This is a genomic window from Leisingera sp. JC1 (assembly GCF_001679925.1).
Lineage (GTDB): Bacteria > Pseudomonadota > Alphaproteobacteria > Rhodobacterales > Rhodobacteraceae > Leisingera.
Map to the genome: position 1 here is coordinate 25,962 of NZ_LYUZ01000100.1, position 14,889 is coordinate 40,850.

At 65.9% G+C, this 14,889-nt stretch carries 12 protein-coding genes; 8 read left to right on the plus strand and 4 right to left on the minus strand.

Annotated features, from left to right (window positions below; translation table 11 throughout):
- Window positions 1-5: 5 nt before the first annotated feature.
- From A9D60_RS15445 to A9D60_RS15455, 3 genes are all read left to right on the plus strand, one after another.
- A complete protein-coding gene (locus tag A9D60_RS15445) occupies window positions 6-1,598 on the plus strand; it encodes a xanthine/uracil/vitamin C permease (protein WP_065268420.1) in 1,593 nt (530 codons plus the stop codon).
- Between the two features lie 63 nt (window positions 1,599-1,661).
- Window positions 1,662-2,960, plus strand: a complete 1,299-nt coding sequence (gene guaD / locus A9D60_RS15450) for a guanine deaminase (protein ID WP_065268432.1) — start codon at window positions 1,662-1,664, stop codon at window positions 2,958-2,960.
- A 181-nt stretch (window positions 2,961-3,141) separates the two neighbouring features.
- Window positions 3,142-5,679, plus strand: coding sequence for an AMP-binding protein (locus A9D60_RS15455; RefSeq protein WP_065268421.1), 2,538 nt, complete (start codon window positions 3,142-3,144; stop codon window positions 5,677-5,679).
- On the opposite strand, the gene A9D60_RS15460 is transcribed toward A9D60_RS15455, so the two are convergent.
- The 3 genes from A9D60_RS15460 to A9D60_RS15470 form a co-directional block, all read right to left on the minus strand.
- Window positions 5,676-6,884, minus strand: coding sequence for a pyridoxal phosphate-dependent aminotransferase (locus A9D60_RS15460; RefSeq protein WP_065268422.1), 1,209 nt, complete (start codon window positions 6,882-6,884; stop codon window positions 5,676-5,678). The genes A9D60_RS15455 and A9D60_RS15460 overlap by 4 nt on opposite strands.
- Window positions 6,885-7,121: 237 nt before the next feature.
- Window positions 7,122-8,003, minus strand: a complete 882-nt coding sequence (locus A9D60_RS15465; protein WP_065268423.1) for a LysR substrate-binding domain-containing protein — start codon at window positions 8,001-8,003, stop codon at window positions 7,122-7,124.
- A 1-nt stretch (window position 8,004) separates the two neighbouring features.
- The gene (locus A9D60_RS15470; RefSeq protein WP_083194225.1) at window positions 8,005-8,910 is read right to left on the minus strand and encodes a LysR substrate-binding domain-containing protein; all 906 of its coding nucleotides are present in this window, start codon (window positions 8,908-8,910) and stop codon (window positions 8,005-8,007) included.
- A 138-nt stretch (window positions 8,911-9,048) separates the two neighbouring features.
- On the opposite strand from A9D60_RS15470, the gene amaB reads away from it, so the two are divergent.
- Window positions 9,049-10,551, plus strand: coding sequence for an L-piperidine-6-carboxylate dehydrogenase (gene amaB / locus A9D60_RS15475; protein WP_065268424.1), 1,503 nt, complete (start codon window positions 9,049-9,051; stop codon window positions 10,549-10,551).
- On the plus strand, window positions 10,541-11,812 hold the full coding sequence (locus A9D60_RS15480) for an NAD(P)/FAD-dependent oxidoreductase (RefSeq protein ID WP_065268425.1): 1,272 nt from the start codon (window positions 10,541-10,543) through the stop codon (window positions 11,810-11,812). The genes amaB and A9D60_RS15480 overlap by 11 nt, the downstream gene beginning before the upstream one ends.
- Before the next feature lie 31 nt (window positions 11,813-11,843).
- Here the strand turns inward: A9D60_RS15480 and A9D60_RS15485 are convergent, their stop codons facing one another.
- Entirely contained in the window at window positions 11,844-12,932 is a 1,089-nt protein-coding gene (locus A9D60_RS15485; RefSeq protein ID WP_254656709.1) for a zinc ABC transporter substrate-binding protein, read from the minus strand.
- Window positions 12,933-13,046: 114 nt separating this feature from the next.
- Here A9D60_RS15485 and A9D60_RS15490 point away from each other — a divergent pair, with 114 nt between their 5' ends.
- The 3 genes from A9D60_RS15490 to A9D60_RS15500 all read left to right on the plus strand — a co-directional run.
- Window positions 13,047-13,529: a Fur family transcriptional regulator gene (locus A9D60_RS15490; RefSeq protein ID WP_065268427.1), complete on the plus strand. Its 483-nt coding sequence runs from the start codon at window positions 13,047-13,049 to the stop codon at window positions 13,527-13,529.
- Window positions 13,526-14,296 (plus strand): ATP-binding cassette domain-containing protein, encoded by a 771-nt coding sequence (locus A9D60_RS15495; RefSeq protein ID WP_065268434.1) that lies wholly within the window; start codon window positions 13,526-13,528, stop codon window positions 14,294-14,296. The genes A9D60_RS15490 and A9D60_RS15495 overlap by 4 nt, the downstream gene beginning before the upstream one ends.
- Window positions 14,293-14,889, plus strand: a 597-nt coding sequence (locus tag A9D60_RS15500; protein ID WP_065268428.1) for a metal ABC transporter permease, incomplete at its 3' end; no start/stop codon positions are given. The genes A9D60_RS15495 and A9D60_RS15500, both read left to right, overlap by 4 nt.

Genomic DNA, 14,889 nt, shown 5'->3' on the forward strand with positions numbered 1-14,889 from the left:
CCGCCATGACCGGGCGGAGCTACACGTACAAACTGTTCGCGCGGAATGACTTCAGTGCATTCTGGGCGCTGTTCACCGACAACCTGATCAACCTGATCGTGCTTTCGGGCATCTGTCAGTTTGTCTTCAACATGCCTGCCGACATCGTGTTCGGCCGCATCGTGCCCGGCGCCGCAGTGGCGATCCTGGCCGGTATCGCGGTCTACACCTGGCTGGCCAAGCACACCGCCGAGAAAGAAGGCCGCGACGTGACCGCGCTGCCCTATGGCATCTCGACCCCGGTGATGTTCGTCTATCTGTTCGGTGTGATCGGGCCGATCTACTGGTCCACCAATGACGCCATGCTGGCCTGGCAGGTGGGCATCGGCGCGGGCTTCATGGGTGGCATCGTCGCGGGCCTTGGCGCCATCGTCGGCCCCTGGCTCAAGCGGGTGACCCCGCGCGCCGGCATGCTGGGCACGCTTTGCGGCATCGCGCTGGTGTTCATCGGCACCGTTCCGCTGGCAACGATTTTCGAGGAACCGTTCATCGGCTTTGCCTCGATGATCATCATCCTGTGGGGCCTGGTGGGCCGCCATCGGCTGCCGTTCAACATCCCCGCCGGTCTGCTGGCGCTGATCGTCGGCACCGTTGTGGCGCTGGCGATGGGCAAGGCCTCGGTCTCGATCGAGGGCGTGGGCGTCTACCTGCCGGTTCCCTACTTCGGTGACCTGGTTGCAGGCATCCAGCATCTGTTTGCCAACCCGGAGCTGTTCCTGGTGCTGGTGCCGGTGCAGATCTACAACTTCATCGAAACCATGAACAACGTCGAAAGCGCCGAAGCCGCGGGCGACCACTATCCGGTGGCCCTGTGCCAGGTGACCGATGGCGTCGGCACCATGATCGGCGCGGTCTTCGGCTCGCCGTTCCCGACCACCGCCTATATCGGCCACCCGGCCTACAAGCGGATGGGCGCGCGCTCCGGCTATATCATCGGCGTTGGCATCGTGATCCCCTTTGCCGCCTTCTTTGGCCTGCTGGCGTTCCTCAACACCCTGATCCCCGTGGCCGCCGCCGCACCGGTGCTGGTGTTTGTGGCGCTCAGCCTGGTGACCAATACAGCGCATTCGGTGAAAACCGACCATATCGCCGCGGTGACCATCGCGATGATGCCGCATGTCTCGGCCTTCCTGGTGATCAAATGGGGTGCACTGGCAGGCGCGTTGGGCGCACTCGGTGCCACCGGCATGGCCCAGCTGGGCGATCCGGAACTGACCGCGGCGCTGCTGCAGCAGGGCGCGCACTATGAGGGCCATCTGGCGCTCAGCCAGGGTGCGATCCTGACCGGCCTGATCTGGGGCGCCATTGTGGCCAGCGTGATCGACGGCGACTTCCGCAACGCGGGCGGCTTTGCCCTGGCGGCGGCGGTGATGTCGCTGATCGGCGTGATCCACTCTGCCAGCCTGCATTGGCCGGAGTTCAGCGGTGTCGCCATGGGCTACCTGATCGCTGCCGCCTTCCTGTTCATCTACCCGATCTTCCACAAGGCGGATGAGCATGAAGAAGCCGAAGACGACGGTATCAAACCGCATGTGCCGCACCTGCCGGCAGGCGAATAATCCCAAATGAAAATGGGCAGGGGGCCGCACGCCCCCTGCCTGCGAACCAAGGACAACACTGACATGACAACGAAACAGACGCTGCTGCGCGGCCGGGTGCTTTCCTTCACCGCCGAGCCGCAAGACCCCCAGGACACCAGCGCCTATGAGTTCATCGAGGACGGCGCGCTGCTGGTTGCCGACGGCATGATCCTGGCCAAGGGCAGCTACGGCGACGTCTCGGCCCAGGCAACCGGGGCCGAAGTGATCGACCACCGCCCCAACATCCTGATGGCCGGCTTCATCGACACCCACCTGCATTTCCCGCAGGTGCAGGTGATCGCCTCCTGGGGCTCGCAGCTGCTGGAGTGGCTGAACAACTACACCTTCCCGGAGGAGGTCCGCTTTGCCGATGCCGGCCACAGCAACGAAATGGCGGGCCATTTCTTCGACCTGCTGACCAGCCACGGCACCACCACCGCAGTGGCCTATTGCTCGGTCCACAAGACCTCAGCCGAGGCCTATTTCACCGAGGCCGCACGCCGCAACATGCGGATGATCGGCGGCAAGGTGCTGATGGACCGCAACGCGCCCGAGGGTCTGCTGGACACCCCCGTCAGCGGCTATGACGACACCAAGGAGCTGATCGCGAAATACCACGGCAAGGGCCGCGGCATGTATGCGATCACCCCGCGCTTTGCCATCACCTCCACCCCCGACCAGATGGAGATGGCGGGTGCCCTGGTGCAGGAGCACCCGGACTGCTACGTGCAGACCCACCTGTCGGAAAACCACGACGAAATCGCCTTCACCGCAGAGCTTTATCCGCAGGCGCGCGACTATCTGGACGTCTACCAGTCTTACGGGCTGCTGACGGAAAAGATGCTGCTTGGCCACTCGATCCACTTGCAGCCGCGCGAGATCGACGCGCTGGCGGAAACCCAGGCCAAACCGGTGTTCTGCCCGACCTCCAACCTGTTCCTGGGCAGCGGATTGTTTGACGACGCAGGCCTGCGCGGGCGCGGCATCACCAACGCGATTGCCACCGACATCGGCGCAGGTACCAGCTACTCAATGCTGCAGACCCTGAACGAGGGCTACAAGGTCCTGCAATTGCAGAACCAGAGCCTGCACCCCTTGCGCGCCTTCCACTGGATCACCCGCGGCAACGCCGTGGCACTGGGGCTGGAGGACAAGATCGGCACGCTGGAGGCCGGCACCGAGGCCGACATCGTGGTGCTCGATTCCCGCGCCACCCACGCAATGGACCTGCGGATGCAGCGCGCCGAAACCCTGTCCGAAGAACTGTTCATCCTGCAGACCCTGGGCGATGACCGTTCGATCGCGCAGACCTATGTGGCCGGGCAGCCTATGAAGGCCTGACACGGAAGCCGCGGGCAAACGCCCGCGGCATTTCGCCCCTCATATTTTTACCATAATCCCTATTACATTCTTTTTCTTATGCCGCTCCGGAGCATCTGCGGAACAGACGGCAACAAGCCGCCCAGGAATAATTGACAAAATTAGTAAATTAAATTACCCGCCGCGCTCGAAGGAGTTGCGGATGTTTTTTGACCTGGCTGAATTGCGCGCGTTCGGCGCCCGTCCCTGCCTGATTTCGGCGGATGGACGCCAGCTGACCTATGCCGCTTTGGCGGATGCTGCAGAACAGTTTGCCCGCCAGCTGCCACAGGACCGGCGGCTGATTGCGATTGAGGCCGCCAGCACGCGCGAGGCCATCACCGCCTATCTCGGCGCGCTGGCCGCAGGACATGCCGTGATGCCGCTGCCCGCCGGGGATGAGGCCACCGCAGACAGTCTGACAAACCGCTTCCGCCCCGCCGCCAGCTTCCGCTGCATCGGCGGCACCTGGCAGCTGCTGGCCCATGCGCATGAACCGGCAGAGATCCATCCGGACCTAGCCCTGCTGCTGCAAACCTCCGGCAGCACCGGCCACGGGCGCGGCGTGCGCCTGTCCGCGACGGCCGTGGACAGCAATGCCCGCGCCATTGCGGAGTATCTGGATATCCAGACCCGGGACCGCGCCGCGCTGATCCTGCCGCTGCATTATTCCTATGGCCTGTCGGTGCTGCATTCGCATCTGGCGGCCGGGGCCAGCATCTGGCTCGCACCCGGTTCGGTTCTGGATGCCGGTTTTGCAGATGCGTTTGCGGCCTCCAGTGCCACCAGCCTCGCAGGCGTGCCGCATCACTTCCGGCTGCTGAACAGCGCGGGCCTGTCACATGCGCTGCCGGAAACCATCAAGACCCTTACTGTTGCCGGCGGCGCGATGGAGGCGGATCAAGTCCGAACCTGGGCCGCCCGGATGCAGGCCCGCGCCGGCCGGTTCATTGTGATGTACGGCCAGACCGAGGCCACGGCCCGGATCAGCTATCTGCCGCCGGACCTTGCGCTGAAATACCCTGGCGCCGCGGGCCGCGCCATCCCTGGCGGCCAGCTGCTGCTGCGCGATGCGGGCGGCAAGGAAGTCACCGCGCCCGAAGGCGAGGGTGAGCTGATCTACAAAGGCCCGAATGTGATGATGGGCTATGCCGAAGACAGCGCCGGTCTGGCCAAGGGCGAGGAGCTTGCTGAGCTCGCCACCGGCGACCTGGCCCGTCGCGATGCAAGCGGCCTCTACCACATCACCGGGAGGCTGTCGCGGATGTCCAAGATCGCGGGCCTGCGCATCGGCCATGACGCCATCGAACGCGCGCTGGCTGCCCAGGGGCATGAGGCCGCGGTCTGGGGCGATGATGCCCGCATCTCCATCGCCATCTGCGGGCCAGAGGACGGCATCGCCGCGCTGGCTGCCAAGCTGACTGGCGTCGGCCAGCAGCATTTCTGCGTGATCCCGCGCAAATCCCTGCCGCGCCGGGCAAATGGCAAGATCGACTACCCGGCGCTGAAGGCGCAGGCTGCCAAACCCGCGCACTCGAAGGGCGTGCTGGCCGCCTACCAGGCCGCCTTTGCGCCGCAAACCGTGGGCCGCAACGACAGTTTTGCCTCGCTGGGCGGCGATTCCCTGCGCCATGTGGAACTGTCGCTGGCGCTGGACGACGCCCTGGGCGGCGCCCCGGCCGGCTGGGAATCCATGCCGATCAAGGAGCTGGAGACCATCGCCCCCGCCCGCGGCAGCAGCCTGCCGTTCGAACTGGTCGCGCGGGTGATTGCGATCCTCGCCGTGGTCATCGCGCATCAGACCCATTGGCCCACCTACGGCGGCGCCGCCGCAATGGTGATCCTGATGGGGATGAGCGTCGCAGGCTACCGCTGGGAGGCCCTGAGTTCGGGGGACATGCGCAGCTTCTTCAAACCCGTGGCCGCGGTGCTGATCCCCTATTACCTGGTACTGGCAGGCTATGCCGTCGCGTGGGAGCAGGTGCCCTGGGTCTCTGTCTTCCTGGCCGGGAACTTTGCCCTGACCACGCCGGAAACCCATCTGATGCTGCCCTATCTCTACTGGTTCGTGGAGGCCTACTGGCAGATCACCCTGCTGATCGCCCTGCCCTTTGCCCTGCCGCCCGCGCGGCGATGGCTGGCAGCACAGGGCGCCTACCGCGCGGGCCTGTGCCTGCTGGGGATTGCCGTGGCGCTGCGGCTGATCGCGCCGGAGGTCTGGCAGATCGGCGGCCGCGCGCAGTTCACTGTTCCGTGGGTTCTCTACCTGTTTGCCATCGGCTGGTGCATCACCGCCGCCCGCGGGCTGCGCCAGCAGCTGGTGCTGCTGGGCGCCGCATGCGTGATCATGCCGTCAGCCGCCTACCTCGGCGGCAACTGGTACGGCGGCTGGATCAAGTACATGTGGCTCTTGGCGCTGATCGCCGGGCTGATCTTTGTCCAGCGGGTGCCGCTGCCGCGCCCGGTTTCGCGTACTGTCATGCGGCTGGCGCAGGCCGCCTTCCCGATCTACCTGCTGCACCGGCTGGTGCCGGAAGTCCTGATGCCGATGATCGGGCTGGAGGGACGCAGCTCGCTGGTCAACACGCTCGGCATCCTCGGCGGCATCGCGCTGGGGCTGGCCGTTGCCTCCCTGCAGCGGCAGCTGGTGCGGGCCTGGGCCAACGCCCGCGCCCGCCAGCCGTCGCTTGCGGAAGCCTAGGCAAGCGCCGCCACCGCCCGCCCGATCCGGCTCAGCGCCTCGCGCAGCTCCGCCTCGGATGTGGCATAGGAAATCCGGAAATAGGGAGAGATGCCAAAGGCGCGGCCCGGCACCACTGCCACATGATGCCGGTCCAGCAGCCAGGCGCAGAAATCCGCGTCCGTTTCCAGCACCTTGCCCTCCGGCGTGCGCTTGCCCAGCACGCCGGCGCAATTGGCAAATGTGTAGAACGCCCCCTCCGGCACCGGGCAGCTGATCCCCTCCATGCCGTTCAAGGCTTCGACCACCAGATCGCGCCGCATCTGGAAACTGGCCCGCCGTTCTGCCAGCACCCCCTGCGGGCCGTTCAGCGCCGCCTCTGCCGCCGCCTGCGAAATGGACGACGGGTGCGAGGTCGATTGCGACTGCACCACCTTCATCGCATCAATCAGCGCCTTCGGTCCGCCCGCATAGCCCAGCCGCCAGCCGGTCATTGCATAGGCCTTGGAGACGCCGTTGACCGTCAGCACCCGGTCCTTCAGCCGCGGCTCCACCTGCGCGGGAGTGGCGAATTCAAAGCCGCCATAGGTGATGTGCTCATACATGTCGTCGGCCATCAGCCAGACATCCGGGTGCCGCAGCAGCACCTCCAGCAGCGGCTGATAATCCGCGGTACTGTAGCCGGCGCCGGCCGGGTTCGAAGGCGAGTTCAGCAGCAGCCAGCGGGTGCGCGGGGTGATCGCCGCCTCCAGCTTCTCCGCCGTCAGCCGGAAACCGGTGTCATCCCCGCAAGGCACCAGGACAGGCTCGCCGCCGGCAATGCGGATGATGTCGGAATAGGAGGTCCAATATGGCGTCGGCACGATCACCTCATCGCCGGGATTGAGGCTGGCCATGAAGGCATCGAACAGGATTTCCTTGGCGCCGGTGCCGGCGATGATCTCGTCCAGCGCATAATCCAGCCCGTTGTCACGCTTGAACTTGGCCTGGATTGCCTGCCGCAGCGCCAACGTGCCGCCGAGCGGAGTGTATTTCGTCTCCCCCGCCCGCATCGCGGCAGCGGCGGCTTCCTTGATGTGGTCCGGTGTGTCGAAATCCGGCTCGCCCGCGCCCAGGATAATCACCGGTACGCCCTGCTGCTTCATCTCCGCGGCCTTGGCGCCGATGGTCAGAATTTCGGAGACCTCGAGCGGGTCAAGACGGGCGGCGCGGCGGAACTGGGCCATGGCAAAGGCTCCCTTCTGGTTTTGGCACAGCCAGAATGAAACGAAAGCCGCTCTTGAAATACCAGCCCATTACGACACAACTAATTCCAGATTGTCATGGTACATGCATAAACCACCTAGGGCTGCGCCTGCCTGGGTAGGTGCGAATGCACCTGTCCGTTTTGCCGGAGGCAAACCTCCGGTTTGACGGGCAGGCAGGTGCAGCCCGGCTTGTCGGCCGGGCAAAACATCTCAATCTCACTTTGAACGCAATTGCTTCTTTAGCCACCTTTCGAATTTCTGCACCGCCTCCGGCACCACCCCGTGCGGGCGCACCAGGTAATAGCGCTTGCGCGACTCCAGCGCAGGCCCCGGGATGCGCATCAGATCGCCGCCCGCAATCTCCCGCGCCACCATGTCATAGGGCACAATCGCCGCGCCCAGCCCCGCCGCTGCTGCCGCAATCACCATAGAGTGCTGGTCGAAATAGCGTCCGTCCTGCCGCGGCGCGCCCGCCAGCCCTGCGCGCTCGAACCACTCCGCCCAGGAGCCCGCGCGGCTTTCCAGATGCAACAGCGGCGCCTGTGCCAGATTATGCGCCTGCTCCAGCTGATGGGCGGCATAGAACCCTGGTGCGCAGACCGGCACCATCTCCTCGCCGAACAGCGGCGCCATGCGGGTGCCGGGCCAGTTATCCAGCCCGTAATGCACCGCCAGGTCGAAATTCTCGCGGGCAAAATCAAACGGCTCCAGCCGGGTGGAGAAGCTCAGCTCCACCTCCGGGTGGAGGGCAAAAAAATCCGGCAGCCGCGGGATCAGCCAGAGGTTGGCAAATGCCGGCAGCACCGCAATCCGCAGGGCCGACCGCCCGGCCCCGGCAGCCGCAGCCTTTTGCAAGGTGGCGCGCAGCCCCGCCAGATCCAGCTCCAGATCGGCCGCCAGCCCCTGCCCCGCCGGGGTCAGCACCACGCCGCGGCCTGCCCGCTGGAACAGGTCGAAGCCCAGATCCGCCTCCAGTTCCTTCACCTTCTTGCTGACCGCGCTCTGGGTCAGCCCCAGCTCCTCCCCCGCGGCAGTGAAACTTTGATGCCGCGCGGCACTTTCGAAACAGCGCAGATGGGTCAGGCTCGGCAATCGCATGTCAGCTCTCCTCCAGCTGCGCCAGCAGCCATTCGCGGAACTTGATCAGCGGATAGTCCTCCGCCTGATCCGCAGGCCAGACCAGGAAATACTCACCCAGACTCACCGCATCCCCCTCCATCGCCAGCGCCAGCCGCCCTTGCGCAATCTCGTTCTCCGCCAGGAAGTCCGGCAGCAGCGCCACCCCCAGCCCATGCACCGCGCCTTGCGTCATGGCTGAAGACTGGTCAAACAGCATCCCGCGCAGCTTGGCTGCCGGGACATCGTGCAGGTGAAACCACTGCTCCCAGCAGTCGGGATGCGTCTCCAGATGCAACAGCGGATAGTCCAGCAGCTCCACCGGGCTGGCCACCGGCCCGTCCATCAGCCCCGGCGCGCAGACCGGCAACACGTGTTTCGGCATCAGCGGCAGATACTCCACCCCCGGCCAGTCCCGCGTGCCGTAGTGAATCGCCGCCTGCGCCGTGCCACCGTCAAAGCTGAACGGCAGATTGTGGGTGTGCAGGTTCACCGTGATACCGGGATGGCTGGCGGCAAACCCTTTCAGCCGCGGCGCCAGCCAATGCAGGCCGAAGGACGGAAGGATCGACAGGGTGAAACTGCCGCCATCCGGGTTGGCGCGCAGCTTGACCGAGGCCTGCGCCAGCCGGGTCAGGATCGCGCGCGCCTCCTTGGCAAAGCCAGCGCCCGCCGGTGTCAGCTGCATCCGCATCTGGTCGCGGGCAATCAGGTCCACCCCCATCTGCTCCTCCAACTGTTTCAGCTGGCGGCTGACGGCGCTTTGCGTCAGCGACAGATCCTCTGCCGCGGCTGAGGCGCTGCCAAGCCGGTCCACGGCCTCCAGCGCCAGCAGCGACGGGATCGAGGGCAGAAAGCGGCGCGGGGCAATCATATGATCTTTGCTCATATCTTCAGGATTTTGTTTCAATAGCAATCCGCGCCGAAGGGTGCAATTTCTATATCCAACCGACGCCCGGCGGGACACCGGCGCAAATCAGGCTAAAGTTTTGCTCATGCCCTGCCCTCGCACCGAAAGGACGCTGATATGCCCCATTCCGACATCCTCGCCGCTGCCGGCCTGACCGAAGCCGAAATCACAGGCGGCAGCCTCTCTGTCACCACGCCGGTAGACGGCAGCGAAATCGCCCGCCTGAAAACCCACACCGCGGCGGAGGCCGAAGCGCAAATCGCCGCCGCCAAATCCGCCTTCAAATCCTGGCGCCTGGTGCCAACCCCGCGCCGCGGCGAGCTGGTGCGCCTGCTGGGGGACGAACTGCGCAAGGAAAAGGAAAACCTGGGCCGCCTTGTCACACTGGAATGCGGCAAGATCTACCAGGAGGGCCTCGGCGAAGTGCAGGAGATGATCGACATCTGCGACTTTGCGGTCGGCCTGTCGCGCCAGCTCTACGGCCTCACCATCGCGTCTGAGCGCCCCGGCCACGCGATGCGCGAGACATGGCACCCGATGGGCACCTGCGGCATCATCACCGCCTTCAACTTCCCCGTCGCCCCCTGGTGCTGGAACGCGGCGCTGGCGCTGGTCTGCGGCGATCCGGTGATCTGGAAACCGTCGGAGAAAACCCCGCTGACCGCCCTTGCCGTGCAGAAAATCTGCGACCGCGCCATGGCGGGTTTTGGCGATGACGCGCCCGAGGGCCTCATCCAGGTGCTGATCGGCGAGCGGGACCTGGGCGAGGCGCTTACCGCCTCCAGAGACGTCGCCATCATCTCCGCCACCGGCTCGGTGCCGATGGGCAAGGCGGTTGCGGGTGATATGTCCAAGCGCCTCGGCCGCACCATTCTGGAACTGGGCGGCAACAACGCGATGATCGTGGCACCCTCCGCCGATCTGGAAATGGCCCTGCGCGCCATCGTGTTCTCCGCCGTCGGCACCGCCGGCCAGCGCTGCACCTCGCTGCGCCGCCTGATCGTGCACGAGGACATCTATGACGCGCTGATCCCGCGCCTGATCAAGGCCTATGTGGGCCTGCCCATCGGCGACCCGCTGGCCGACGGAACCCTGGTCGGCCCGCTGATCAACGGCGCCGCGCTGGACGCGATGACCAGCGCGCTGGACCGTGCTCAGAGTGAAGGCGGCAAAGTGCACGGCGGCACCCGCGCGCTGGCGGACAGCCACGGCGATGCGGCCTATGTGCACCCGGCCATCGTCGAGATGCCGGCCCAGACGGAGATCATGCACACCGAAACCTTTGCCCCGATCCTCTATGTGGTAAAGTACTCCGATCTGGACCAAGCCATTGAAATGCAGAACGAAGTGCCCCAGGGCCTCAGCTCCTGCATCTTCTCTACCGACGTGCGCGAAACCGAATATTTTCTCTCGGCAGCGGGCTCCGACTGCGGTATTGCCAACGTGAACATCGGCCCTTCCGGCGCTGAAATCGGCGGCGCATTCGGGGGCGAGAAAGAGACGGGCGGCGGCCGCGAAAGCGGCTCCGACGCCTGGAAAGGATACATGCGCCGGCAGACCAACACCGTGAACTATTCGCGCGAGCTGCCGCTTGCTCAGGGGATCAAGTTTGACATCTGATCTGGCGTCCTGCCTCTGGCACCAAACCTGCCAGGAAAACCTTGCCTTCCCGGAACTCACCGGGGAGGCAGAGGCCGATCTTGTGGTGATCGGCGGCGGCTACACCGGCTGCTCTGCAGCCCTGAAAGCCGCGGAACTGGGCGCCTCGGTCCACCTCATCGAAGCGGACGAGATCGGCTGCGGCGGCTCCGGCCGCAACGTGGGGCTGGCCAACGCGGGCCTCTGGCTGCCACCCGAAGACATCAACTCCGCGCTGGGGCCGGAGACCGGCAGCCGCCTCTCCTCCCTGCTGGCGGGCGCCCCCGGGATGGTGTTCTCGCTGATCGAAAAACACGCCATCCAATGCGAGCCGGAACGCGGCGGCACCCTGCACTGTGCCCATGCGCCCGACGGAATGAAAGACCTGCAGCGCCGCCACGCCCAGCTCACCGCCATCGGTGCGCCGGTGGAGCTGCTCTCCCGTGCAGAGGCGGTGCAGCGAACGGGGTCAGACGCCGTGCACGGCGCGCTGTTCGACCCACGCGCGGGCACCATCCAGCCGCTGGCCTACGTCCGCGGCCTCGCCCGCGCTGCGGCAAACGCAGGCGCGCAGCTGCACGGCCATTCCCCCGCAACGGCCATCAGCCGCGACAGCGGCACCTGGCATGTGGCGACGCCCAGGGGCAGCATCCGCGCCAAACACCTGATCATGGCCACCAACGCCTATGCCCGCGAGATCTCCGGCTACGCAGCGCCGCAGGTGATCCCGGTGCATTACTTCCAGGCCGGCACCGATCCGCTGCCCGCATCCCTGCTGAAAAAAATCCTGCCGGGCAGGGAAGGCTGCTGGGACACCGCGCTGGTGATGTCGTCATGGCGGCTGGACCAGGCCGGGCGGCTGGTCATCGGCGGCATGGGCGCGCTCAACCATTTCGGCAGCGCCCTGCACCGCAACTGGCTGCCCCGCAAGCTGGCAGCGCTGTACCCGGAACTGAAAGATGTGCAGCTCCGCAGCCACTGGCACGGCCGCATCGCCATGACCACGGAGCACCTGCCCAAAATCCTGGACTTGCAGGGCGGCTATGCCTGTTTCGGCTACTCCGGCCGCGGCATCGGCCCCGGCACCCTGTTCGGCGCGGCAATGGCCGAGGCGCTGCTGACAGGTGACAGCGCCTGCCTGCCAGTTCCGCCCGCCCCGGGTCACAGCCTGCCCCTCGCGGGCCTGCGCAGCGCCTATTACGAAACCGGCGCCACGCTCACTCATCTTTTCAGCAATAGATGAAAGAAAAGGCGGGTCCAATGCCCGCCCCCTTTTACTCGCAGCCAGCAATCGCCGCGCCGATGTCCTGAAGCAGCGCCGGATAGAACTGCGGACCCGGCTCCAGCCCCGCCCCCAGCGGATCCAGCACAGCGGTGCCAGCCGCGGTGCCGTCCAGCACTGTGGCAACCAGTCCCGGGTTGAACTGCGGCTCCGAGAACACGCAAGCCACTTTCAGATCCGCCACCACATCCCGGATTTCAGCAACCCGCGCCGGGCTGGGCTTCACCGCGTCGCTCAGCGAGATCGCCCCCGCAGCACTCAGGCCAAAGCCCTGCTCGAAATATTGATAGGCGTCATGGAACACGATGAACGGCTTGTCCTGGAACGGCGCCAGCTGGGCTGAGACTGTTGCAACGGCTTCTGCGATCTCCTGCTTACCGGCTTCGGCATTCGCCCGGTAGGCGGCCGCGTTATCCGGGTCGTTCTCTGCCAGTTCTTCTGCGATCACGTCCAGCCAGGCCTGGGCATTGGCCGGCAGCAGCCAGGCATGCGGATCGGCACCCTCGTGGTGATGGCCGTGGGCTTCGGCGTGATCCTCATGGCCCACGTCGCCTTCTCCTTCGGCATGCTCCTCATGATCATGATCGTCATGTCCATCGCCATGCTCAGCATGGTCTTCGTGACCCGCGTGATCATCATGACCTTCGGCATGTTCATCATGCTCGCCATGCTCCGCGTGGCCGTCGTGAGAATCGTGATCGTCATGCTCTTCTTCATGCGCATGCGCCTCGAACCGGGCCCCCTCGCGGAACGGCAGCACCGTGGTGCCCTTGGCCTCCAGCAGCTCAATCCTGTGCGCATCGCCGGCCAGTTCCTCCAGCGGGCCTTCCAGCCAGGGGGTCAGCGGCTCGCCCAGCCAAAACACAATATCCGCCTGGTCCAGCGCCCGCGCCTCCGACGGGCGCATCGAGTAACCATGCGGCGACGCTCCCGGCGGCACCACCAGCGCCGGCTCGCCCAGACCCTGCATCACCCGTGCCACCAGTCCGTGCACCGGCGCGATATCTGCCGCCACCCGCGGCACCTCTGCCGCCGCAGCCCCTGCCCCGGCCAGCAAGGCCGCCGCGCTCGCTGTCCACATCCCCGTTTTCCGCATGACGCGCCCCATGTAATCTTATAACATCACGCGGCTTGATAAACGTCATAACATAACATATCAAGAGGCAAATCCGCCGCCGCCCAAAGGACCCCGGACATGGACTCCATCGGCTTTGCCCCGCACGACCACAGCAGCTGCATCCAGGACGGCATCGCCGCCGTGGATGCCCAGTGCCGGGCCGAAGGCCTGCAGTTCACCCCGGTCCGCCGCCGGGTGCTGGAGATTCTGCTGCAAGAACACCGCGCGCTGGGAGCCTATGAAATCCTCGACCGGCTGCGCGAAGAGGGCCTTGGCTCGCAGCCGCCCGTCGCCTACAGGGCGTTGGATTTCCTGGTGAAAAACGGCTTTGCCCATAAGATCGAGCGCCTGAATGCATTTATCGCCTGCACCCATCCGGGCGAGAGCCACGCCCCGGTTTTCCTGATCTGCCGCGCCTGCGACGCGGTGGCCGAGGCGCAGCGCGAGCCAACCCAGGGCCAGCTTGGCGAGGCCGCCCGCGACGCTGGTTTCGTGATTGAGCGCGCGGTGATCGAGGCCGAGGGCCTGTGCCCGAAATGCCAAGCGAAGCCCGCCGCATGACCAGCCTGATTTCCCTGGACGGCCTCACCGTCGCGCATGGCGGCAACACGGTTCTGTCCGGCGTCAGACTGTCGATTGCACCCGGTGAGATTGTCACCGTGGTCGGCCCCAACGGCTCTGGCAAGTCCACCCTGCTGCGCAGCGTGATCGGCGCGCTGAAGCCATCCCGCGGCACCGTAACCCGGGCACAAGGGCTGCGCATCGGCTATGTGCCGCAGAAACTGCACATCGACCCCACCCTGCCGCTGACTGTGCGCCGCTTCCTCAGCCTGCCGGACCGGGTGTCCGACGCCCGCGCCGCTGAGGCATTGCAGCAGGCAGGTGCCGGCGATCTGGCGGCCCGGCAAATGTCGGGCCTGTCGGGCGGACAGTTCCAGCGGGTGCTGCTGGCCCGCGCGCTGCTGTGCAATCCGCAGCTGCTGATCCTGGACGAGGCCACCCAAGGGCTGGACCAGCCCGGCTCCGCCGCCTTTTACCAGCGCATAGAAAAGGTCCGCCAGGAGCTGGGCTGCGCGGTGCTGATGGTCAGCCACGAACTGCATGTGGTGATGGCCGCCTCCGACCGGGTGATCTGCCTCAATGGCCATGTCTGCTGCGAAGGCGCCCCGGAGCATGTCGCCTCCGCCCCGGAATACCGTGCCCTGTTCGGCACCGGCACCCAGGGCGCGCTGGCGCTCTACCGGCATGAACACAACCACAGCCACGACCACGGCTGCGCCCATGATCACGAGCATGGCCATGGGCACCAACACGAGGCCGCCGAATGACCCTGCTGGACGATTTCCTGATCCGTGCCGCGCTGGCGGGCATCGGCGTGGCGCTGGCCGCCGCGCCCTTGGGCTGTTTTGTGGTCTGGCGGCGGATGGCCTATTTCGGCGACGCCACTGCGCATGCCTCGATCCTCGGCGTAGCGCTGGCGCTCAGCTTTGATGTCTCGGTCTTTGCAGGCGTTCTGGCCACCGCGATGGCAATGGCCACCACAGTGTCGGCGCTGGCAGGGCGCGGCTATGCCATGGACACGCTCCTGGGGGTCCTGGCGCATTCCTCGCTTGCCTTCGGCCTGGTTGCCGTCTCCTTCCTGCAGGGGGTGCGGATCGACCTGATGGCCTATCTTTTCGGTGATATCCTGGCGGTGGGCCGGGCCGATCTGGCTGTGATCTGGGGCGGCGCGGTGCTGGTGCTGGCACTGTTGTGGTGGCGGTGGTCTGCACTGCTGACCGCGACCCTGAACCCGGACCTGGCCCATGCCGCCGGCATTGATCCCCGGCGCGAGCAGATGGTGCTGACCATCGCGCTGGCGCTGGTTGTGGCGGTGGCGATCAAGGTGGTCGGCGTGCTGCTGATTGCCGCCATGCTGCTG

Excerpts from the sequence above, each read along its gene's own strand:
- A9D60_RS15465 (WP_065268423.1), bottom strand. The coding sequence starts at position 8,003 with ATGCGATTGCCGAGCCTGACCCATCTGCGCTGTTTCGAAAGTGCCGCG.
- A9D60_RS15445 (WP_065268420.1), top strand. The coding sequence starts at position 6 with ATGACCGGGCGGAGCTACACGTACAAACTGTTCGCGCGGAATGACTTC.
- A9D60_RS15495 (WP_065268434.1), top strand. The coding sequence starts at position 13,526 with ATGACCAGCCTGATTTCCCTGGACGGCCTCACCGTCGCGCATGGCGGC.
- guaD (WP_065268432.1), top strand. The coding sequence starts at position 1,662 with ATGACAACGAAACAGACGCTGCTGCGCGGCCGGGTGCTTTCCTTCACC.
- amaB (WP_065268424.1), top strand. The coding sequence starts at position 9,049 with ATGCCCCATTCCGACATCCTCGCCGCTGCCGGCCTGACCGAAGCCGAA.
- A9D60_RS15460 (WP_065268422.1), bottom strand. The coding sequence starts at position 6,884 with ATGGCCCAGTTCCGCCGCGCCGCCCGTCTTGACCCGCTCGAGGTCTCC.
- A9D60_RS15490 (WP_065268427.1), top strand. The coding sequence starts at position 13,047 with ATGGACTCCATCGGCTTTGCCCCGCACGACCACAGCAGCTGCATCCAG.
- A9D60_RS15485 (WP_254656709.1), bottom strand. The coding sequence starts at position 12,932 with ATGTGGACAGCGAGCGCGGCGGCCTTGCTGGCCGGGGCAGGGGCTGCG.
- A9D60_RS15470 (WP_083194225.1), bottom strand. The coding sequence starts at position 8,910 with ATGAGCAAAGATCATATGATTGCCCCGCGCCGCTTTCTGCCCTCGATC.
- A9D60_RS15455 (WP_065268421.1), top strand. The coding sequence starts at position 3,142 with ATGTTTTTTGACCTGGCTGAATTGCGCGCGTTCGGCGCCCGTCCCTGC.